Genomic DNA, 20,089 nt, shown 5'->3' on the forward strand with positions numbered 1-20,089 from the left:
TCAGGCTCCCTGCCCTGCGGCTGTCAACGCTTTTGAGAGCGCATCGATAAAATGTTCGTTTTGTGCAGGCAAGCCCACCGACACCCGAAGGTGTTCAGGCATGCCGTAACCCGCAACGGGGCGCACAATAACACCGTGGGCCAGCAAAGCCTGATAGACGCCCATGGCTTGCGAACCGACTTCAACCGCTACAAAGTTTCCTGATGACGGAATATACCGGAGGCCCATCTGATCAAAAGCCTCTTCCAATTGCTCTAATCCGGCGCTGTTGGCTTCACGGGAACGCTGCAGATAATCTTCGTCATCCAACACAGCCGTAGCCGCTGCAAGTGCAACGGAGTTTACGTTAAAGGGCTGGCGGACGCGGTTCAGAACGTCAGCAATGGCCGGTGAGCTGACACTGTAGCCGACGCGCAGGGCTGCAAGACCCCAGGCCTTGGAAAAGGTGCGACACACAATCAGATTCGGGAAACGGGATAACAACTCAACGCCGTCGGGATCCTTCTCGCCGGTCATATACTCACAGTAAGCCTCATCAAGAACCACCAGCACACCTTCGGGAATCTTGCCCAGAAACGCTTCAATGGTGTCTGCATCGTGCACAGTTCCCGTAGGATTGTTCGGGTTGGCTACAAAGATCAGCCGGGTGCGCTCGGTCACTGCCGCCGCCATGGCATCCAGGTCGTGGCCCCAGTCTTTAGCCGGCACAGCAACCGCTTTGGCACCAATAGCTTGAGTAACAATTGGATAAACGGCGAACGCATACTGGGAAAACACAACCTCGGAACGGGTATCCGCAAAGCAACGTGCAATCACTTCGAGCACGTCGTTTGAACCGTTTCCAAGTGTGATCTGATCAGCGCCAACGCCCAGGCGCTCAGACAGCTTCTGTTTCAGATCAAACCCGTTGCCGTCAGGGTAAAGGCAGAGGTCAGTCAACGCGTTTTGGACAGCAGCGATCGCTTTCTTGCTGGGGCCCAAGGGGTTTTCATTGCTGGCAAGCTTGATAATGTCTGCCGGATTCAGGCCCAGCTCACGGGCCAGCTCACTGATTGGCTTGCCAGGCTGATAGGGAGACAAAGCCTGAACGCCTGTCACCGCAAGGCTCTGATAATCAATGGCCATATACCCTCCTCAACTGACTGATACTAAAGAACACCGATGGGGTAGGAGCCCAAACGCTTGAGCTCAACAGCTTCTTCATCCACTTCGGCGAGCACTTTGTGCGCCTGCTCATCGTCCATGTGCCCTTCAAAATCGATGTAGAACACATAGGCCCAGGTACCACTAGGCGATGGCCGGGTCTCAATCCGGGTAAGGCTGATCCCATGGCTATGGAACGGCTCCAGCAACTGATACAGCGCGCCAGGCTTGTTTCTCATGGAGACAAGAATCGATGATTTGTCATGCCCGCTGGCCGGCACCTCTTCACGACCGATAATCAGGAACCGGGTGGTGTTGTCCGGCCTGTCTTCAATGCAGTTCGCCAGTTTCTCCAGGCCGTAAAGCTCTGCCGCCATATCACCGGCAATGGCGGCGGCACCTGGCTCTTTGGCCGCGCGACGTGCCGCTTCGGCATTGCTGGAAACCGTTACTCGCTCAATACCATAGCGATGGGTATCCAGCCACTGACGGCACTGGGCAAACGACTGCTGATGCGAGTAGATGCGGGTTATCTCCTGGTCGCGGAACTCCGGCGACACCAGAAGATGATGGTGAATTCTCAGCTGCACTTCACCGCAGATTTTCAGCGGAGATGACATGAACATATCAAGCGTGTGATTGATCATGCCTTCGGTGGAATTCTCAACCGGCACCACACCGTAGTGCGCGGAGCCGGATTCCACTTCGCGGAAAACTGCATCAATTGCCGGCAAGGGCACGCTGACAACAGAGTGCCCGAAGTGCTTGAGGGCTGCCGCCTGGGTAAAGGTGCCGATGGGCCCCAGAAAGGCAATGTGCATGGGCTTTTCCAAAGCCAGGCAAGCCGACATAATCTCACGAAACAGCCGGGCCATCTCTTCGCCGGGCAGAGGGCCAGGATTGGCCTCCTTGATGCGGCGCAGCACCTGTGCTTCGCGCTCAGGGCGGTAGAAAAACACATCCTGCCCAGGGTTCGCAGCCATTTTCACATGGGCCACTTCCTGGGCACATTTGGCGCGGGCGCTGATCAGCTCCATGATTTTCTGATCAAGACTGTCTATTTCTACTCGAAGTTCTCCGAGACGGGTTTGCTCATCACTCATGGTCAGCCCCGCTCTCTGGCAAATTCTGTCATGTACTGAATCAGCGCATCCACGCCTGCCTCAGGCATGGCGTTATAGATGCTTGCGCGCATACCTCCTACTGAGCGGTGACCTGCCAGGTTCAGCAAGTTCCGCGTGTTAGCTCCCTCAAGGAACGCACTGTTCAGGGCATTGTCCCGAAGGGTAAAAGGTATGTTCATCCAGGAGCGAAAACGGGGCTCGATTGGATTGGCGTAAAATTCATTGGCATCAATGAAGCCGTACAGTTTTTTCGCCTTCCGCCGGTTAATCTCACCCATGGCCTTAACGCCACCCTGGGCTTTCAGCCACTTGAATACGAGGCCCGCGAGGTACCAGGAGTAGGTTGCCGGCGTGTTGTACATGGAGCCGTTATCGGCAATCACCTGATAGCTCATCATGGTCGGTGTTTCCTTGCGGGCTTTGCCCAGAAGGTCTTTCCGGATGATGACCACAACCAGCCCGGAAGGGCCGATATTTTTCTGTGCGCCGGCGTAGATAAGCCCGAACTTCGAGACATCCACCGGGCGCGAAAGCATGGTAGAAGACATATCCGCTACCAGGGGAACACCCGCACTGTCCGGAACAAAATCGAACTCCAGACCGCCGATGGTTTCGTTTGGCGTGTAATGCAGGTAAGCCGCATCGGCGCTGGTCTGCCAGGACGCTTGATCCGGAATGCTGACGAAGCCGCCATCTTCCGAACTGGCGACCACGTTCACATTGCCATAGCGCTTGGCCTCAGCAATGGCCTTTTTCGACCAGATGCCGGTGTTTACATAATCCGCAGACGTTTTGTCGCCAAGCAGGTTCAAAGGAATGGTGGAGAACTGACTGGAAGCTCCACCTTGCATAAAGAGTACGGCGTAATCATCTGATGCTCCGGCCAATTCACGCAAATCCCGCTCAGCAGTTTCGGCAATTTCCACAAACTCATCGCTGCGATGGCTCATCTCCATCACCGACATACCCGTGCCACGCCAGTCCAGCATTTCATCCCGTGCCTGTGCCAGCACGCTTTCCGGCAAGGTTGCCGGACCTGCACAAAAGTTATACGCCCTGCTCATGATCCTGTGGCCTCTCACGTCTTGCGGATTCTGTGTTCGGCAATGCTGGCTTACTCCTCGCCAGCATCCTGTTCCGGACTGTTGTTTGCGCTTTGGTCTGTTGAAGCGTCTTCGCCCTCGATGCCTGTACCTTCGACACCAGCACCTTCGATAACCACACCGTCGATGTCGTCTTCGTCGGTTTCAGCAATCCGCTCTACACCGACCAGGCGCTCGTCTTCCTGGCTCAGCCTGATCAAACGGACGCCCTGCGTGTTCCGGCTGAGAACCGACACTTCATCCGTGCGGGTACGAACCAGCGTGCCCTTGTCGGAAATCAGCATCATCTCATCGCCGTCAAACAGCTGCAGCGCCGTTACCAGGTTGCCGTTACGCTCGGAACACTGCATGGCGATAACGCCCTGACTGCCACGGCTGTAGGTCGGGAACTCATCAATCGCAGTGCGCTTGCCGTAACCGTTCTCACTAGCGGTCAGAATAACGCCGCCTTCCTGAGGAATGATCAGGGAGACCACATGGTGGCCTTCCGGCATTCTGATACCACGTACACCACGTGCCGTGCGGCTTAGCGGGCGAACGGCTTCTTCGTTGAAACGAACCGCTTTGCCAGCTGTGGAGAACAGCATGATTTCCGCATCGCCTTCGGTTATCGCAGCGCCAATCAATGTATCGCCTTCGTCCAGAGACAAGGCAATCAGGCCACTGCTGCGCGGGCGAGAGAAGTTTGGCAAGCGTGTTTTCTTGACGACGCCCGCAGACGTTGCCATCAGCACAAACTGGTTTTCCGGGTAATCCCGCACGGGCAGGAAGGTAGTGATGCGTTCACCTTCATCCAGCGGCAAGATATTTACCATCGGCCGGCCACGGGATGCGCGGCTGGCACGGGGAATCTCGAATACACGCAACCAGTAAACCTTGCCCCGGTTGGAGAAGCACAGAATGGTGTCGTGTGAGTTGGCAACCAGCAGCTTCTCAACGAAGTCTTCGTCTTTCATGGAGGTTGCGGCCTTACCGCGGCCTCCACGGCGCTGAGCCTGATAATCTTCAACCGCCTGAGTCTTGGCGTAACCGCTGTGGGAAATGGTGACAACCAGCTCTTCTTCATCAATCAGATCGGCAATCGTAAGATCGCGCTGGGAGCTGGTGATTTCCGTGCGACGCTCATCACCGAACTCTTCTACCACGGCTTGCAGCTCTTCACGGATAACCTGCATCAGGCGATCCGGGTCGCCCAGAATTTCCAGCAGGCCGGCAATCTTCTCGAGAATATCCTTGTACTCATTCTGGAGCTTCTCAGTTTCAAGACCGGTCAGGCGGTGCAGGCGCATGTCCAGGATAGCCTGGGTCTGTTCCGGAGACATGAAGTACAGGCCATCACGCAGGCCGTAGATTTCCGGCAGATCGTCCGGGCGGCAGGCATCTTCGCCGGCACGCTCAAGCATCGCCATCACGTTACCGGGCGCCCAGCCTCTGGCCATCAGCTTTTCTTTGGCTTCCAGAGAACTCGGGGAGGCCTTGATCAGCTCGATCATTTCATCGATGTTGGCCAGAGCGACCGTCAGGCCTTCAAGAATATGGCCACGCTCGCGGGCTTTGCGCAGCTCAAAGATGGTACGGCGGGTCACCACTTCACGGCGGTGACGCACAAACGCGTCCAGCATTTCTTTAAGGTTAAGAATTCTCGGCTCGCCGTCGATCAGCGCGACCATGTTGATACCGAATACCGTCTGCAACTGGGTATGGGTAAACAGGTTGTTGACGACAACTTCCGGGTTTTCGCCGCGGCGCAGCTCTATGAAAACCCGAATACCTTCTTTGTTGGACTCGTCCCGCAGCTCGGTGATGCCTTCCAGGCGCTTTTCCTTCACCAGCTCGGCGATCTTTTCGATCAGGCGGGCCTTGTTAAGCTGATACGGCAGCTCCGTGATGATGATGGCATCACGATTGGTCTTTTTGTCGTGCTCAATTTCGTGACGAGCGCGAATGTAGATGCGACCGCGACCGGTACGATAAGCCTCAACAATGCCGGCACGGCCGTTGATGATACCTTCGGTTGGAAAGTCCGGCCCCGGGATGAATTCCATCAGTTCATCGCAGGTGAGATCGGGATTATCAATCAGCGCCAGGCAGCCATTGACCACTTCGGTCAGGTTGTGGGGCGGAATATTGGTCGCCATGCCCACCGCAATACCGGAGGAGCCGTTCACCAGCAGGTTGGGAACCCGGGTGGGCATAACCTCAGGAATACGCTCTGTGCCGTCGTAGTTATCAACGAAGTCCACGGTCTCTTTATCAAGATCCGCCAACAGGGAGTGCGCAATTTTCTCCATGCGGATTTCGGTATAACGCATGGCTGCCGCGTTATCGCCGTCGATAGAACCGAAGTTGCCCTGACCGTTTACCAGCGGATAACGCAGGGAGAACGGCTGAGCCATACGAACGATGGTGTCATAAACAGCAGAATCACCGTGCGGGTGATATTTACCAATAACATCACCCACCACACGGGCAGACTTCTTGTAGGCCTTGTTCCAGTCGTTATTCAGTTCGGACATGGCGAACAGAACGCGACGGTGAACCGGCTTGAGGCCATCCCGCACGTCCGGAAGCGCCCGCCCGACGATCACGCTCATGGCGTAATCCAGGTAGGACTGCTTCAGTTCATCTTCAATATTGACCGGCAGGATCTCTTTGGCTAATTCACCCATCGAGCAAGGTTCCTTTGCGTTATCTGGAAGTCGTTTCAGGGCCGCTTCCCGGCCCCGTAGTTATTCTTTAATAAGCCGCCGATTCTACCACAGTCGCCCCCCTTCAGGGGCATCTGTGAGGCAGCCTTAATCAAATACTACCGTCTTGTTTTCATGGGTGATCACGCGATCTTCAATATGAGAGCGCAATCCCCGGGCAAGAACGTTTTTCTCGACATCCTTGCCAAGGCGCACCATGTCCTCAATGGAGTCACTGTGGGTGATGCGGATGACGTCCTGCTCAATAATCGGCCCTTCATCAAGGTCCTGGGTCACGTAGTGGCAGGTGGCACCGATCAGCTTCACTCCGCGACTGTATGCCTGGTGGTATGGTCGCGCGCCGGCGAAGGATGGCAAGAAGCTGTGGTGAATATTGATCACCTTGCCCGTGTACTTTGCACAAAGCTCAGCAGGCAAAATCTGCATATAGCGCGCAAGCACCACCACATCGGCTCCATAGCTCTGAAAAAGCTCATCTATGTGGGCAAACGCCTCTTCACGGTTAGCCTTGCTCACCGGAATGTGGTGGTATGGAATGTCATGCCACTCCACCATGCGGCGCAAATCATCGTGATTGGAGATAACCGCAACAATTTCAGCGTTGATTTCGTTGCTGTGCCAACGGTACAGAAGGTCGGCCACGCAGTGGGACTCCTTGCTGCACATCAGGATCACTTTTTTGGGCTGGGCCGAATCGGCAATATGCCAGTGCATATCGAATTCCCGGGCAATCGGCGCAAACGCAGCACGGAACTGTTCAAGACCAAACGGGATAGACTCGGCTTTGATTTCGTGACGCATGAAAAACCAGCCACTATGAGCATCGGAGTGGTGGCTTGCTTCGGTTATCCAGCCATTGTAGGTAGACAGAAAATTACTCACCTTGGCGACAATTCCAACCCCATCAGGGCAGGAAATCACAAGACGGTAGGTATGCTCCATGAAAGCCTTTCCTTAACTGACAAACGGGAAAGCAGGTACGCCGGAAACCATTGCCGGAAGCGGCAGCCGGATCAGGTACCAGGATTTACGGTACGCACCCTGTAAAATGACGGGCTATCATAGCCTATATGAACATCAGAAACGAGGAGTGGAGATATGGACAGAGGCCTGCACCAGCAATCATGGAAAACCCGCCTCACTGGGCGCTCAAGCGCCTTGCGCGTGCTGACACTGAGCGTATGCCTTACAACCCTGACAACGCCGGCTTTCAGCCAGGCCATCCTTGAAGGCGAGCGGTTTCATCCCGCCAACGCCAGTAACGGCATGGTGGCAACCAGCCACACTCTGGCCACAGAAGTAGCATTAAACGTACTGAAAAACGGCGGCAACGCAGTGGATGCCGCAGTAACCGCCGGGTTCGCGCTGGCCGTCACCCAGCCGAGGTCCGGAAACATCGGTGGCGGTGGTTTTATGTTGATATCAAAAGGCGATGGCTCCGAACCGGAAGCCATTGATTATCGGGAAAAAGCACCCTCTGGCGCCACCGAAACCATGTATCAGGATGAATCTGGCGAGGTGGTGCAGAACCGCAGCCGGTTTACCCACTTGGCCGCCGGCGTTCCCGGCACTGTTGCCGGCCTTGCCATGGCACTGGAACGCCATGGCACCCTGCCCCTGAAACAGGCACTGGCGCCCGCCATCAAACTCGCCCAGGACGGTTTTATCGTTCCACACCGCTTCAGCGAAGGTCTTGAGCAGGCGCGGGAACGACTTCAGCGCTGGCCCGCAACTCAGGCAACCTTTTACAAAGAGGACGGCTCTGCCTGGCAAGCCGGCGAGCGCTTTCGCCAGCCGGAACTGGCAGCTACCCTGCAGCGTATCGCAGATGAAGGCGTAAAAGGTTTTTACCAGGGTGAAACCGCACAACTGATTGTTGAAGAAATGCAAAGGCACGGAGGCCTCATCACCCGGAAGGATCTTGAAGACTACCAGCCGGTTGTGCGTACTCCGGTGCATGGAAATTACCGGGGCTACGATATCTATTCCATGTCACCGCCCTCCTCTGGCGGCGCTCACATTGTGCAGATACTGAATATTCTTGAAGGCTTTCCTATCTCAGAACTTGGCCACAATTCGGCCGATACGATTCACTACATGGCCGAAGCCATGAAGCTGGCTTATGCCGACCGGTCAGAGTATCTGGGCGATACAGATTATGTAGACGTGCCCTTAAAAGGATTGACCAGTAAATCTTATGCTGAGGAGCTGCGGCAAGGCATCAAGCCTGACAAGGCACGTCCGGCAAGCGAGATTCGTCCCGGCCAACCCCAAGGCTACGAAAGCCCGGAAACCACGCATTTTTCGGTTGTCGATAAATGGGGCAATGCCGTATCGAACACCTACACCATCAACTTCAGTTACGGCTCGGGCATTACTGTGCAAGGGGCCGGCTTTCTGCTCAATAACGAAATGGACGATTTCAGCGCCAAGCCGGGCGTGCCCAATGCCTACGGCCTGATTGGCGGCGAGGCAAACAAAGTGGAACCCGGCAAACGCATGCTCAGCTCCATGTCGCCGACCATCGTTCGCAAAGGCGAGCGCAACTTTCTGGTAACCGGTAGCCCGGGAGGTTCACGCATTATCACCACCACTCTGCAGGTCATCATGAACGTGATCGATCATGGCATGAACATACAGACAGCCGTCAACGCGCCCCGCATCCATCACCAATGGCTCCCGGATCAAATCCGCATCGAACAAGGCATCAGCGCGGACACCGTGCGATTGCTGGAAAGCCGTGGCCACAAAGTGGCGACCAGTTCGGCTATGGGAGCCATTCAGAGTATCATGATCGGAGAAGACGGCACGCTGTACGGCGGCGCAGATCCGAGGCGCAGCACTTCTTCCGCCATGGGGTACTGACCCATGGGTAGAGGCAACGGTAGATACGGAGGATAACCGAAGATCAAAATGACCACTTCCAACAATTCCGAAAAGCAGACACCATCGGCTGATCAAAAGCCGGAGATACCCAAACAGTATTCATTTCTCTGGCTCAGCGCTGCCATCTTCCTGGCGTTTATGTGGCTACAGGACAGTAGCACACCAAAACGCCAGGAAATGGCCTACTCCGAATTCAAAACCGCCGTCACCAACAACCAGATCTCTGAGGTAACACTCAAGGAAGAGACTATAACCGGCCTGTTCAGCGATCAGGGCCGAACTTCCCTGAGCTCCGGTGACACCTCACAGGGCTCAAGCCCCGGATTCAACACGATCCGGCCACCCATGGATGACCCGGAACTGCTCACTTTGCTGGAGGCCCACGATGTCACCATCCGGGCCCAGTCTTCGGGACTGCTGTGGTGGCAGGAACTGATTCGTGGCTTCCTGCCCTGGATATTGCTGCTGGCGTTGATGTACTGGTTCTGGGGATCCGCCCAGAAACGCATGATGCAGGGTGGCGGCATGTTTAATCACGGCCAGTCGAAAGCCCGTCGGGCGGAGAAAGAAACCTCCACCACAACGCTGAATGACGTGGCCGGCATTGAATCGGCCAAGCGGGAAATCGCGGAGATTATCGACTTCCTGAAGTCGCCGGCAAAGTACCGGGCTTTGGGTGCATCCATGCCCAAAGGCGTTCTTCTGGTAGGCCCGCCGGGTACAGGTAAAACCCTGCTTGCCCGCGCCATTGCCGGAGAGGCGGAAGTACCCTTTTTCAGCGTGAGCGCCTCGGAGTTTATCGAGATGTTTGTGGGCGTGGGCGCTTCAAGGGTTCGGGACATGTTTGCGAATGCCCGCAAGGAAGCACCGGCACTGGTTTTTATTGATGAACTGGACGCAATCGGTCGCGCCCGTGGCGCAGGCTTGGGTGGCGGCAACGATGAGCGGGAGCAAACTCTGAACCAGATTCTTACGGAAATGGACGGCTTCGAATCCCACGAGAACATTCTTGTGTTGGCTGCCACCAACCGCCCGGACGTTCTGGACAGTGCCCTGCTCCGGCCTGGCCGCTTTGACCGCAAAATCACTCTGGACCTTCCACACAAGGATGCACGGGATGCCATCCTTGCAGTGCACGCACGCAAAGTGCCCCTGGCAACAGACGTAGATCTGGAACAACTGGCAGCACGCACCATTGGTTTTTCCGGCGCGGATCTGAAAAACCTGGTGAACGAAGCAGCCCTGACAGCCGCCCGGGAAAATCTGAAAGAAGTTACGGCCCACTGTTTTGAAGTTGCCCGTGACCGCATCGTTCTGGGTGAGAAGCGTGACGCAAGGCTGTCGCAGGAAGAACGTGAAGTCGTGGCCTACCACGAGAGCGGACACGCCATTATGGCCTATTACATGCCCAAGGCCGATCCTCTCACGCGGGTCACGATCATTCCCCACGGCATGGCTCTGGGCGTTACTGAGCAAACGCCAAAGGAGGATCGCTACAACTACTCCGAAAGCTACCTCAGAGACCGCATCAAGGTAATGCTTGGTGGGCGCTCCGCAGAAAAAATCATCTACGGAGAAGTGACCACCGGCGCTCAGAATGATCTCAAAGAAGCCACCAAACTGATCCGCCGGATGATCAGCCAGTGGGGTATGAACGAAAAGATCGGCCCGATAGGCCTGAGCATTGGCGAGGAACACGTATTCCTGGGCCGTGAGATGGGCTCGCAACGTGAATACAGCGAGAAGATGGCGGAGCTGATTGACGCTGAAATTCAGTCAGAACTTCTGGCCATGGAAAAAACCACCATCGAATTCCTGACGGATCACAGGGGTCAGCTTGAAGCTCTGGCAAAAGCTGCGCTCAAGAAGGAAAACCTATCAGCGGAAGATATTGAAAAAATCCTCCACAAAGAGGCTGCTCGAAAAATCGCCTGAGTTCTCTCCAGGGGTTCTCTTTCAGGCCTCAGGCCTGCGTAACCAGCATGTCGCTGAACAGCGCCAGGCAAAAACCGATCACCGCGCCAAGCGGAGGCCCCCAGTGCTTGTCCAACCGGGACTGGGGAGCAATATCCTGAAAAATCAGGTACAGAATTCCTCCCGATGCCACCAGCATGATGGTTCCCAGAACCACAGGCTGCCCGGACAGGAAAAAATACCCCAGAAGCCCTGCAATGGGCCCAGTCGCTGCAAGGCCTGTCATCACTGCCAGAGTCTTTTTTGGGGTATAACCTGGCTTGCAACGAAACTCACGGTAGGCATTAAACCCTTCAGGCAGGTTTTGCATGGCAATCAGCACGGCCATCAAGGGCGCGAGGCTTGGGTTAACTATAATTAGCCCACCCAGAGCAGCAGCTTCCGGCACAAAATCCAGCATCACGCCCATTAACTGTGGTGATTCCCTGTGATGAACACCTAGCATTCGTTCGATCCAGAAAAACAGCACACCACCGGCAATTATGGCGGGTATGGCCCAGAACGAGTCACCAATGCTCGACTGCCCTTCCGGTATCAGCACAATGGTCACGGCACCAAGCAAAATGCCACCGCCCAGAGCGATCAGGAAGTGCCGAAACTCCTGTTCCAACCAGTTGGGGCCGATGCGTTCAACGCTTGCCAGTAATCCGCCAAGGGGAATACAGATACCGGCAAGCGTGGTCAAACCAACAATGTAGACTATTTCAGAACTCATCAGAAAGCCTGGACTGAAAAAGGTGATGAATCAGGAATCGTCAGGGGCCCCGGCAAGCTTGTCTTGGGTTTTGTGCTCAAAATCGCTCGCGTCGTGACGTTCATGAAGCTGGCTTTCGGGTTCGCCCCAAGCGCGGTTCACCATTCGTCCACGCTGTACAGCTGGCCGATCTTTAATTTCCAAAGCCCAGCGCATTACATTAGTGTAGGTGTGCGCCTCAAGAAACTCGGCCGCATCGTAAACCTTGTTGGTTACCAGCGCGCCATACCAGGGCCAGATGGCCATATCCGCAATAGTGTATTCATCGCCGGCAACATACCGGTTATTGGCCAACTGGCGGTCCAGCACATCCAGCTGCCGTTTGACTTCCATGGTATAGCGGTTAATCGGATACTCGTACTTTTCGGGCGCATAGGCAAAGAAGTGTCCGAAGCCGCCGCCGACAAACGCCGCACTGCCCATCTGCCAGAACAGCCAGTTAAGTGTCTCGGTACGGGCAACCGGATCCGCAGGCAGAAACCGACCAAACTTTTCCGCCAGATAAAGCAAAATGGAGCCCGACTCAAACACTCGAACAGCAGGGTCCTGAGTGCGATCCTGCAGCGCTGGAATCTTGGAGTTAGGGTTAACACCCACAAACCCGCTACCGAATTGCTCGCCTTCGTTAATGCGGATCAGCCAGGCGTCGTATTCAGCCTCACTGATACCCAGTTCCAGCAACTCCTCCAGCATAATCGTGACTTTTACACCGTTTGGTGTAGCCAGCGAATAGAGCTGGAAAGGATGCTTGCCGACCGGCAGCTCTTTCTCGTGAGTCGGGCCCGCAATGGGGCGATTGATATTTGAAAAAGCGCCACCGCTTGCAGACTCCCACTTCCAGACTTTGGGCGGGATGTAGCTGGAATCGCTCATATTTACGGGCTCCTTGATTGCGGCTTGTTTGCTGATGAACCTGCCTGTGCTGAAATCGGATCCTTAGACCGGTCCGCCAGTCAACGGAAAATCGATCTGTAATAGTTTTACCACCTGATAGCGCTCCTGTTTTCGGCAGACACTGCCATAATGCTTGATAGGGGATGGTGTGTTCCGCCAACCTGGCTGGGATACCCCACCATAAAGAAAACCACTCCAACAACAAGGGAGCCTGACGTATGCCAATGATAGGATGGATTTTTCTGCTCGTTGCCGTGATCCTGATTGTAGGCAGCCTTGTCATACTGCGCGACTCTGCCAACAGTATGCATATCCCGAAAGACAAAATGGATAAGATCCGCAAGCGTAAAGCAGAGCTCGAGGCGCAGGAAAAAGCAGACGATGAGCAGTGGTAAGCCAGTTTACTGCATATCGCCGTAAGCGGAATCCGTTCTCGCTGCCATGATGAAATCGTTTTTGTGCAAGCCGCCGATCTTATGGGTCCACCAGCTTATGGTCGCCTTGCCGTACTCCAGAAGGATAGCCGGGTGATGATCTTCAGCCTCCGCCAACTCACCAACCCTGTTGGTAAAAGCCAGGGCCTGAACAAAGTTCCTGAATTTAAACTCTCGGCGTAATTGTTCTTCGCCGTCCACTTCAAGGATGCTCCAGTCCTGAACGTCTTTGTGCAGCGTGCGTCTTTCTTCATCGGTTACCTTGGGAGCATCCGCATTACAAGCTTCACAGTGCTGATCAGTCAGTCCACTCATGCATAACCTCCGAGTTTATATCCGGATTTTTTACCGTCGCTCCTGATACAGGATGGGTTCGGTTACTCAATTTATCAACCAGCTTCTTGAAATCAGGCCTCCTTCGGAATACTGTACATTTAAACAGTATTCCGAGATTACACCATGAGCGAGCTTCTTAACACGCTAATGCAGGATGCCCGTGTTTGGCAGGGGCACAAACACAACAAAACCACTCAGCTGGCGGAGCTAACCGGCTATCAGGCCCTGGACAACCAGCTTGGAGGCATCGGCTGGCCCCGGGGCGCTTTGAGTGAATGCCTGCTGGATGTGCCCGGTATTGGTGAGCTGACTCTGTTAATGCCGCTAATGCAGCGGCTATCGCAGGCCGGTAAAACCGTATTCTGGCTAAACCCTCCGCACACGCCCTACGCTCCCGCACTGGCTCGGGGAGACATCAACCTGAATCAGGTGATCATGATCCATACAGAAGATAAAGGCGATTTTCTGTGGACGCTGGAAAACTGCCTGCGTTCTCCAGTCACCGGCCTGGTGATGGCCTGGCCCGGGAAACTGGCGGCCCGAGAAATCCGGCGTTTACAGTTGGCCGCCGAAGCCGGCAGTAACGTTTGCGTGCTTTTTCGTGAGCGCCACTATGCCGGGCAGAACTCCCCTGCAGCCTTACGTCTTGAGCTCGCGCCAGGCGACCAGCAAGGGCTGAAAATAAATATTGTGAAGCGCCGCGGCAGTTGGCCCGGTCAGGGCTGCTCGCTTGCTATGGTTCACCGGGCGGGCCTGTTTCATCGTGAAGCACCTCGTGTGGTTCAAGGCCCCTGGCCTGCATCAACCCGGTAATTCTTCATGCTCTGGCTGTACCTGCACTTCCCTCACTTGCTGCTGGACCACATTCGCCGTTCCGGTGAAAACGTGGCTGCGCTGGTGATTGTGGAGGGTTCCGGACAAAGAGTGATACAGGCCTGCCCCGCTGCCCGGGATCTGGGCGTGGGCGCTGGCATGCGCCTTAAAACAGCAGTCAGCCTGGTGCCCGAGCTGGGCATAGTAAGAGCAGATCAGCAGCAGGAGGCCCGGATTCTGGAAGACCAGGCCCGCTGGCTGTACCGCTATGCAGCGCATATTGTTCTGGTTCCACCAAACGGACTGTTAGCTGAAATAGGCAGCTTGCAACGGTTGTATGGTGGTCTTTCTGCTGTATGGCAGACAGTAGAAGAAGTGCTGCATGAGCGCCAGCTTACCGCTTGGCCAGGTATTGGTCACACACCATTGGCCGCCCGCCTGATTGCACGTAACGGCAAGGGAGAATGCTCGTCCGATAAAGGTTGTATTCTCCAAACCCTTGGTCAGATGCCGCTACTGGCTGCAGAGTTTGACGAACGCACCTGCACGCGCCTGCAACGGCTTGGACTGAATACTCTCGGAGAGGTATTCAGTTTACCGCCAGCAGAGATGGCGCGCCGGCTGTCCCCGGAAACCCTGGCGTATATCCAGAAAATTCAGGGCTCCAGGCCCGACCCTCAAGCCCCCTGGCAACCACCCCATTACTTCCGGCAGCAAGCAGATTTTGTGCAGGACATTGAACAATCACAGGGGCTGCTGTTCCCATTGCAGCGCATACTTTCTGAGCTGGAAAAGGATCTGTGCTGGCGCCAGCAGGATACCGACTGCTTACTGCTAGTGCTCCGGCACCGGCACGCTGAACCAACGCGCCTGCGCATCCGCACATCCGGCCCGGAACACCGGGCGGAAGCGTTTCTCAATCTGATCAACCTGCGATTTGAGCAACAGCCATTGCAAGCTCCGGTTGTATCGCTGCGCCTGACTGTTAAGCGGTTTCTTGGACGGGAAGCCTCCGACGGACAGGATCTGCTGGGCGAAAGCCAGGACCTGAACGAAGCCTGGCACACTCTGATGAGCCGACTGCAGGCAAGACTTGGGGAAAACGCCCTGAAACAGCTTGCACCCCAGGCAGATCACCGGCCCGAACGAGCCTGGAGCGCGTCAGAAGTGCGACGTACAAGCCGTGTTATGAAAACAACGGCCAGCCAACTGCCTCAACGCCCCTTATGGCTTCTACGAGGGCCGCAACCACTTACGGAAATCCCGCAAGCATGGTTTACCGGCCCGGAGCGGATCAGCGGTGGCTGGTGGGACGGCCAGCGGGTCCATCGGGATTATTACATTGCTCAACTGAATAATGGCCAGTTAGCCTGGGTGTTCCGTGACGTTCGGGAAGGCTGGTTCGTGCATGGATGGTTTGGCTGATGAGTGAACCGTCTTACGCCGAGCTGTTCTGTTTCAGCAACTTTACCTTCCTGACTGGGGCGTCTCATCCTCATGAGCTTGCGGAACGCGCCGCAGAGCTTGGATATACCGCGCTGGCGATCACCGATGCCTGCTCGGTGGCGGGCATACCTCGTGCCTGGACGGCGTTGAAAGAGAGCCCCGTAAAGCTGATTACCGGGAGCTGGTTTGAGCTGGACGACGCCCCGCCCAATGCCAGTACCCCCCGGTTTATTCTTCTGGCCCGAACCCGCAGAGGCTATGGCCAGCTTTGCCAGCTTATAACCACCGCTCGCCGCCGGGCAGAAAAAGGCCAGTACCAGCTATTCCATAATGATGTAGAAACACACGCTATGGATGACTGCCTGTGCCTGTGGCTACCGCCCTCTCCGGTGCAAGCCGACGCGGACCAGGCCCTGGCCTGTGGTGAATGGTTACTCCGACTATTTGAGCATCGCCTCTGGATTGCCGCCGCCCGCACCCTGGAATCCAGCGAGGAACAGCAACTGGCCCGGGCTCGCTGGCTTTCTGAACACCTGCGCTGCCCGATTACCGCCACCGGCGAAGTTCACATGCACAGCCGGGAGCGCCAGCCCTTACAGGACGTACTCGCTGCCCTGCGCAATCACGCCAATCTGGAAAATGCCGGCCACTGTCTGTTCCAGAACGGTGAGCGCTACCTGCGCCCGTTACCAGTGCTGCAACGTTTATTTCCCGAGCCTTGGCTGGAGGAATCTTTGCGCATTGCCCAGCAGTGCACCTTTGAGCCCGGCAGCCTGCGCTACGAGTACCCTCCGGATCTTGTACCGGAAGGGGAAACCCCGGCGGCCTATCTGAAGCGGTTAACTCGGGAAGGTGAACAGCAACGCTACCCGGCAGGCACCCCAATGTCTGTTCAGGCCCTGATACGCAAGGAGCTGGGGCTGATTTCAGAGATGAAGTATGAGCACTACTTTCTCACCATCCATGACATTGTGGCCTTTGCCCGTAGCCGCAGCATTCTGTGCCAGGGCCGTGGCTCCGCCGCCAATTCTGCCGTGTGCTATTGCCTGGGGATTACCGAAGTAAATCCGGCCCAGGTAGACCTGCTGTTTGAGCGCTTTATATCCAAAGACAGAAACGAGCCGCCGGATATCGATGTGGATTTTGAGCACGAGCGCCGGGAAGAAGTTATCCAGTATATCTACCGGCGTTACAGCCGGGAGCGGGCTGCACTGGCAGCGACAGTTATCCGCTACCGCCCCCGCAGTGCCATCCGCGACGTTGGCAAGGCCCTCGGGTTTGATCCGGCGTTGGTGGAACAGTTACTGGAAGGCACTGACTGGCGTGACAAAGCCACCAACTGGCGTCAGCAGATTCTCGATAAACGTCTGACCCGAAACCCGAAAGTCGCCGACCAGTTCTTTGCCCTGGTCAATACCCTACTCGGCTTCCCCCGCCACCTGTCTCAACATGTGGGCGGCTTTGTGATCAGCTCCGGACCGCTAGCCGAACTGGTGCCGGTCGAAAACGCCGCCATGGCCGATCGTACCGTTATCCAGTGGGACAAAGACGACTTGGAAAGCCTGGGCCTGATGAAGGTGGACGTGCTTGCACTGGGCATGCTCACGGCCATTCGCAAAGCCCTGGAGCTGATCAGTCAGCAGAAAGGTCAACTCTTTCGCATGCAGGACATTCCCCAGGAAGACCGGGCTACTTACAACATGCTGCAAAAAGGCGACAGCATCGGCGTATTCCAAGTGGAATCCCGCGCCCAGATCAACATGTTGCCCAGACTGAAGCCCGAAACTTATTACGACCTGGTGATCGAAGTTGCTATCGTTCGCCCCGGCCCCATTCAGGGCGACATGGTGCACCCTTACCTTCGCCGCAAGCATGGGCTGGAACCGGTGGATTACCCCAACGACGCCGTCCGAGGCGTGCTTGAACGAACTTTGGGCGTGCCCATTTTTCAGGAACAGGTCATCAAACTCGCCATGGTTGCCGCCGGATTCACCGCTGGCGAAGCCGACCAGCTGCGTCGCGCCATGGCCGCCTGGAAATCCCACGGCGACATGACCCCGTTCCGGGAAAAACTCATCAACGGCATGCTTGCACGCGGCCACGATGCCGACTTTGCCGAACGCCTCTATTTGCAAATTTGCGGCTTCGGCGGCTACGGCTTCCCGGAATCCCACGCAGCCAGCTTCGCCCTGCTCGTTTACGTCTCCGCCTGGATCAAACGCCACTACCCAGCCGCCTTCTACTGCGCCCTGCTCAACAGCCAACCCATGGGGTTCTACTCTCCGTCACAACTGGTACAGGACGCCAAACGCCACAACGTGGTGGCACTACCGCCAGACATCAACAGCAGCCAGTGGGGCCACACCCTGGAAGGCCCTGATCACCAACTGCGCTTGGGCCTGAGAATCATCCAGGGATTCCCAGCAAGCGCCGCCGAACGTCTGTGCCAGAACCGCCCCGAAACCGGCTACCGATCCTCCGCCGAATTACGTCGCCTGGCGGGCCTCAACCAGCGTGAGATGGAACTCCTCGCCGGCGCCAACGCCATGCCCACCTTCGCGGCCAACCGCCACCAGGCATACTGGCAACTGCTGGGCTATGAAAAACCCTCTGCGCTTTTCGCTGCAGCAGAAGATGACGAAAACTACGAGCTGGAAACCTGCAGCCAACTACCGAAACCCACCGAGGACCAGAACGTCCTCGCCGACTACGCCAGCCAGGGCCTCACCCTCCAACGCCACCCACTGGCCCTGCTCCGGGAACAAGGCCACTTACAGTTCTGCCTCAGCGCCGAACAACTCAAAACCACAAAAGCCGGCATACCCGTACAGGTAGCCGGCCTGGTAACCGGCCGCCAACGCCCCGGCTCCGCCTCCGGCGTTACCTTCGTAACCCTGGAAGACGAAACCGGCAACGTGAACGTCGTCGTCTGGCTGGAAACCGCCCGCCGGCAACGCAAGCCGTTACTCACCGCGCGACTGTTGCACGTGAAAGGTATTCTGGAAAGGGAGGGAGAAATTGTTCATGTCATGGCGGGAAAGCTCTCGGATCTGAGTCACCTCATAAAGGCACTTCCGATCAATTCCCGTGACTTTCATTAGGGAAGCGCTGATTAATTCACCAGATTTTGAGCGATGAAGTCGTCGTGTTCCTTAACAGTCGGTGGTACCAACCAGCTATTCCGCCGCCGCGCGCCCCAAAAACCGCTTTACCGTCAAGCCTTGAAACAGGATGGAAAATACCACCACCGCGTAGGCCATCGGCAAAATCAGATCCCGCTCGGGGCCTGCGGGTAACGTCAATGCCAACGCAACGGATATGCCACCTTTCAGGCCGCCCCATGTTAACGCCAGAATGGAGCTTGAGGTATGTTCCTGGAATGGCTTTAACGCCATCACCGGAACACCCACCGCCACCAGTCGCGCCAGAAGCACTAGCGGAATCGCTGCAAGTCCAGCCAACAGTACCGGCAACTCAAAGGTGACGATCAGAACTTCCAGACCAATCAGCAAAAACAGAACCGCGTTCAGTACCTCATCGATTAATTCCCAGAACGTATCCAACTGTCGCTCAGTTTTTTCCGACATTGCGTACCGTCGACCGTGGTTACCGATCATCAATCCCGCGACCACCACAGTCAATGGACCGGACATATGCAACCGACTGGCAAGCGCGTAGCCCCCGGCTACCAAGGCAATGGTAACCAGAATTTCGACTTGGTAATTGTCGAGCCCACGCAGCAGGTAATACCCCACCCACCCCAGAACAAACCCCAACACCAACCCACCTGCTACTTCCTCCAAAAACAGCAAGCCAATCCCCTGAAACGTCGCCTCCCTATCCCCCTGTGCAATGCCCAAAATGGCGATAAACATGACCACCGCAACGCCATCATTGAACAGAGACTCCCCCGCAATTTTGGTAGACAACGCCCTCGGGGTGTCTACCGATTTAAGAATGGCCAACACCGCCACCGGGTCGGTGGGCGCCACCACGGCGCCAAAGAGCAGGCAGTAGATAAATGGCAGTGGAATAGTGAGCCAGCCCAGCACCAACCACATGGCACATCCCACCAGGAATGTGGTGACTACTACGCCCAGGGTCGCCAGTAGAGCCACCAGCCATTTCTGGTCGGCCAGATCATCAAGATTTACGTGCAGAGCACCAGCAAACAACAAAAAGCTCAGCAGGCCGTTCAGCAATGTTTCACTCAGATCAACCTGAGCAATCAGTTGCTCTGCCCAACGGGTCAAATCCTGCCCGCCCAGATAGTTAATACCGACCAGAACCAACGAGAACGCCAGCGAAAACGCCATCACAGCAATACTCGTTGGTAGACCGATAAACCGGGCATTTATATAACTGAACAACGCGGAGAGACTTAATAGGATGGCGACGATTTCAAACAGTGTCATGTATTCCCTCACTTGGCCCGCGGGATCAGGCAACAATTGGATCAGATACGCTCGCTCAC

The 20,089-nt window shown here is 56.0% G+C and carries 15 protein-coding genes; 6 read left to right on the forward strand and 9 right to left on the reverse strand.

All coding sequences use genetic code 11. The annotated features are described in order from the left end of the window. The 5 genes from hisC to purU form a co-directional block, all read right to left on the reverse strand. Window positions 1–1,125 (reverse strand): histidinol-phosphate transaminase, encoded by a 1,125-nt coding sequence (gene hisC, locus ACN0V1_RS08555; RefSeq protein WP_417544587.1) that lies wholly within the window; start codon window positions 1,123–1,125, stop codon window positions 1–3. Window positions 1,126–1,148: 23 nt separating this feature from the next. After that, entirely contained in the window at window positions 1,149–2,246 is a 1,098-nt protein-coding gene (pheA, locus tag ACN0V1_RS08560; RefSeq protein ID WP_417544588.1) for a prephenate dehydratase, read from the reverse strand. Between the two features lie 2 nt (window positions 2,247–2,248). After that, the gene (gene serC / locus ACN0V1_RS08565; RefSeq protein WP_417544589.1) at window positions 2,249–3,331 is read right to left on the reverse strand and encodes a 3-phosphoserine/phosphohydroxythreonine transaminase; all 1,083 of its coding nucleotides are present in this window, start codon (window positions 3,329–3,331) and stop codon (window positions 2,249–2,251) included. A 50-nt stretch (window positions 3,332–3,381) separates the two neighbouring features. Next, on the reverse strand, window positions 3,382–6,039 hold the full coding sequence (gene gyrA, locus ACN0V1_RS08570; RefSeq protein ID WP_417544590.1) for a DNA gyrase subunit A: 2,658 nt from the start codon (window positions 6,037–6,039) through the stop codon (window positions 3,382–3,384). Between the two features lie 126 nt (window positions 6,040–6,165). Further along, window positions 6,166–7,020 (reverse strand): formyltetrahydrofolate deformylase, encoded by an 855-nt coding sequence (gene purU / locus ACN0V1_RS08575; RefSeq protein ID WP_417544591.1) that lies wholly within the window; start codon window positions 7,018–7,020, stop codon window positions 6,166–6,168. Window positions 7,021–7,176: 156 nt separating this feature from the next. Between purU and ggt the strand changes: the two genes are divergently transcribed. Together ggt and ftsH are read left to right on the forward strand one after the other, a co-directional pair. Further along, a complete protein-coding gene (gene ggt, locus ACN0V1_RS08580) occupies window positions 7,177–8,943 on the forward strand; it encodes a gamma-glutamyltransferase (RefSeq protein ID WP_417544592.1) in 1,767 nt (588 codons plus the stop codon). Between the two features lie 48 nt (window positions 8,944–8,991). Then, the gene (ftsH, locus tag ACN0V1_RS08585) at window positions 8,992–10,899 is read left to right on the forward strand and encodes an ATP-dependent zinc metalloprotease FtsH (RefSeq protein ID WP_417544593.1); all 1,908 of its coding nucleotides are present in this window, start codon (window positions 8,992–8,994) and stop codon (window positions 10,897–10,899) included. 28 nt (window positions 10,900–10,927) lie between these two features. Here the strand turns inward: ftsH and ACN0V1_RS08590 are convergent, their stop codons facing one another. Continuing rightward, entirely contained in the window at window positions 10,928–11,653 is a 726-nt protein-coding gene (locus ACN0V1_RS08590; protein ID WP_417544594.1) for a ZIP family metal transporter, read from the reverse strand. A 30-nt stretch (window positions 11,654–11,683) separates the two neighbouring features. Further along, window positions 11,684–12,565 carry a glutathione-dependent disulfide-bond oxidoreductase gene (gene yghU, locus ACN0V1_RS08595; protein WP_417544595.1) on the reverse strand — a complete coding sequence of 294 codons (882 nt, stop codon included), beginning with the start codon at window positions 12,563–12,565 and terminating at the stop codon, window positions 11,684–11,686. A gap of 239 nt (window positions 12,566–12,804) precedes the next feature. On the opposite strand from yghU, the gene ACN0V1_RS08600 reads away from it, so the two are divergent. After that, window positions 12,805–12,981 (forward strand): DUF2897 family protein, encoded by a 177-nt coding sequence (locus ACN0V1_RS08600; protein WP_417544596.1) that lies wholly within the window; start codon window positions 12,805–12,807, stop codon window positions 12,979–12,981. Window positions 12,982–12,987: 6 nt separating this feature from the next. On the opposite strand, the gene ACN0V1_RS08605 is transcribed toward ACN0V1_RS08600, so the two are convergent. Beyond that, complete coding sequence (locus ACN0V1_RS08605; protein WP_417544597.1) at window positions 12,988–13,335, reverse strand: 4a-hydroxytetrahydrobiopterin dehydratase; 348 nt, start codon at window positions 13,333–13,335, stop codon at window positions 12,988–12,990. 144 nt (window positions 13,336–13,479) lie between these two features. Between ACN0V1_RS08605 and imuA the strand changes: the two genes are divergently transcribed. From imuA to ACN0V1_RS08620, 3 genes are read left to right on the forward strand one after another with little or no spacing between them, the layout of a single operon-like run. After that, entirely contained in the window at window positions 13,480–14,169 is a 690-nt protein-coding gene (gene imuA, locus ACN0V1_RS08610) for a translesion DNA synthesis-associated protein ImuA (RefSeq protein WP_417544598.1), read from the forward strand. Window positions 14,170–14,175: 6 nt separating this feature from the next. Beyond that, window positions 14,176–15,594, forward strand: a complete 1,419-nt coding sequence (locus tag ACN0V1_RS08615; protein ID WP_417544599.1) for a Y-family DNA polymerase — start codon at window positions 14,176–14,178, stop codon at window positions 15,592–15,594. Further along, window positions 15,594–18,716, forward strand: coding sequence for an error-prone DNA polymerase (locus ACN0V1_RS08620; protein WP_417544600.1), 3,123 nt, complete (start codon window positions 15,594–15,596; stop codon window positions 18,714–18,716). The genes ACN0V1_RS08615 and ACN0V1_RS08620 overlap by 1 nt, the downstream gene beginning before the upstream one ends. Window positions 18,717–18,791: 75 nt before the next feature. Here ACN0V1_RS08620 and ACN0V1_RS08625 read toward each other — a convergent pair whose 3' ends face one another. After that, window positions 18,792–20,030, reverse strand: a complete 1,239-nt coding sequence (locus ACN0V1_RS08625; protein ID WP_417544601.1) for a cation:proton antiporter — start codon at window positions 20,028–20,030, stop codon at window positions 18,792–18,794. Window positions 20,031–20,089: the final 59 nt, after the last annotated feature.

It is taken from the genome of Marinobacter sp. (assembly GCF_048266785.1).
Lineage (GTDB): Bacteria > Pseudomonadota > Gammaproteobacteria > Pseudomonadales > Oleiphilaceae > Marinobacter.

What these genes read in the sequence shown, in the direction of transcription:
- hisC (WP_417544587.1), bottom strand. Translation starts at nt 1,125, where the DNA reads ATGGCCATTGATTATCAGAGCCTTGCGGTGACAGGCGTTCAGGCTTTG.
- pheA (WP_417544588.1), bottom strand. Translation starts at nt 2,246, where the DNA reads ATGAGTGATGAGCAAACCCGTCTCGGAGAACTTCGAGTAGAAATAGAC.
- serC (WP_417544589.1), bottom strand. Translation starts at nt 3,331, where the DNA reads ATGAGCAGGGCGTATAACTTTTGTGCAGGTCCGGCAACCTTGCCGGAA.
- gyrA (WP_417544590.1), bottom strand. Translation starts at nt 6,039, where the DNA reads ATGGGTGAATTAGCCAAAGAGATCCTGCCGGTCAATATTGAAGATGAA.
- purU (WP_417544591.1), bottom strand. Translation starts at nt 7,020, where the DNA reads ATGGAGCATACCTACCGTCTTGTGATTTCCTGCCCTGATGGGGTTGGA.
- ggt (WP_417544592.1), top strand. Translation starts at nt 7,177, where the DNA reads ATGGACAGAGGCCTGCACCAGCAATCATGGAAAACCCGCCTCACTGGG.
- ftsH (WP_417544593.1), top strand. Translation starts at nt 8,992, where the DNA reads ATGACCACTTCCAACAATTCCGAAAAGCAGACACCATCGGCTGATCAA.
- ACN0V1_RS08590 (WP_417544594.1), bottom strand. Translation starts at nt 11,653, where the DNA reads ATGAGTTCTGAAATAGTCTACATTGTTGGTTTGACCACGCTTGCCGGT.
- yghU (WP_417544595.1), bottom strand. Translation starts at nt 12,565, where the DNA reads ATGAGCGATTCCAGCTACATCCCGCCCAAAGTCTGGAAGTGGGAGTCT.
- ACN0V1_RS08600 (WP_417544596.1), top strand. Translation starts at nt 12,805, where the DNA reads ATGCCAATGATAGGATGGATTTTTCTGCTCGTTGCCGTGATCCTGATT.
- ACN0V1_RS08605 (WP_417544597.1), bottom strand. Translation starts at nt 13,335, where the DNA reads ATGAGTGGACTGACTGATCAGCACTGTGAAGCTTGTAATGCGGATGCT.
- imuA (WP_417544598.1), top strand. Translation starts at nt 13,480, where the DNA reads ATGAGCGAGCTTCTTAACACGCTAATGCAGGATGCCCGTGTTTGGCAG.
- ACN0V1_RS08615 (WP_417544599.1), top strand. Translation starts at nt 14,176, where the DNA reads ATGCTCTGGCTGTACCTGCACTTCCCTCACTTGCTGCTGGACCACATT.
- ACN0V1_RS08620 (WP_417544600.1), top strand. Translation starts at nt 15,594, where the DNA reads ATGAGTGAACCGTCTTACGCCGAGCTGTTCTGTTTCAGCAACTTTACC.
- ACN0V1_RS08625 (WP_417544601.1), bottom strand. Translation starts at nt 20,030, where the DNA reads ATGACACTGTTTGAAATCGTCGCCATCCTATTAAGTCTCTCCGCGTTG.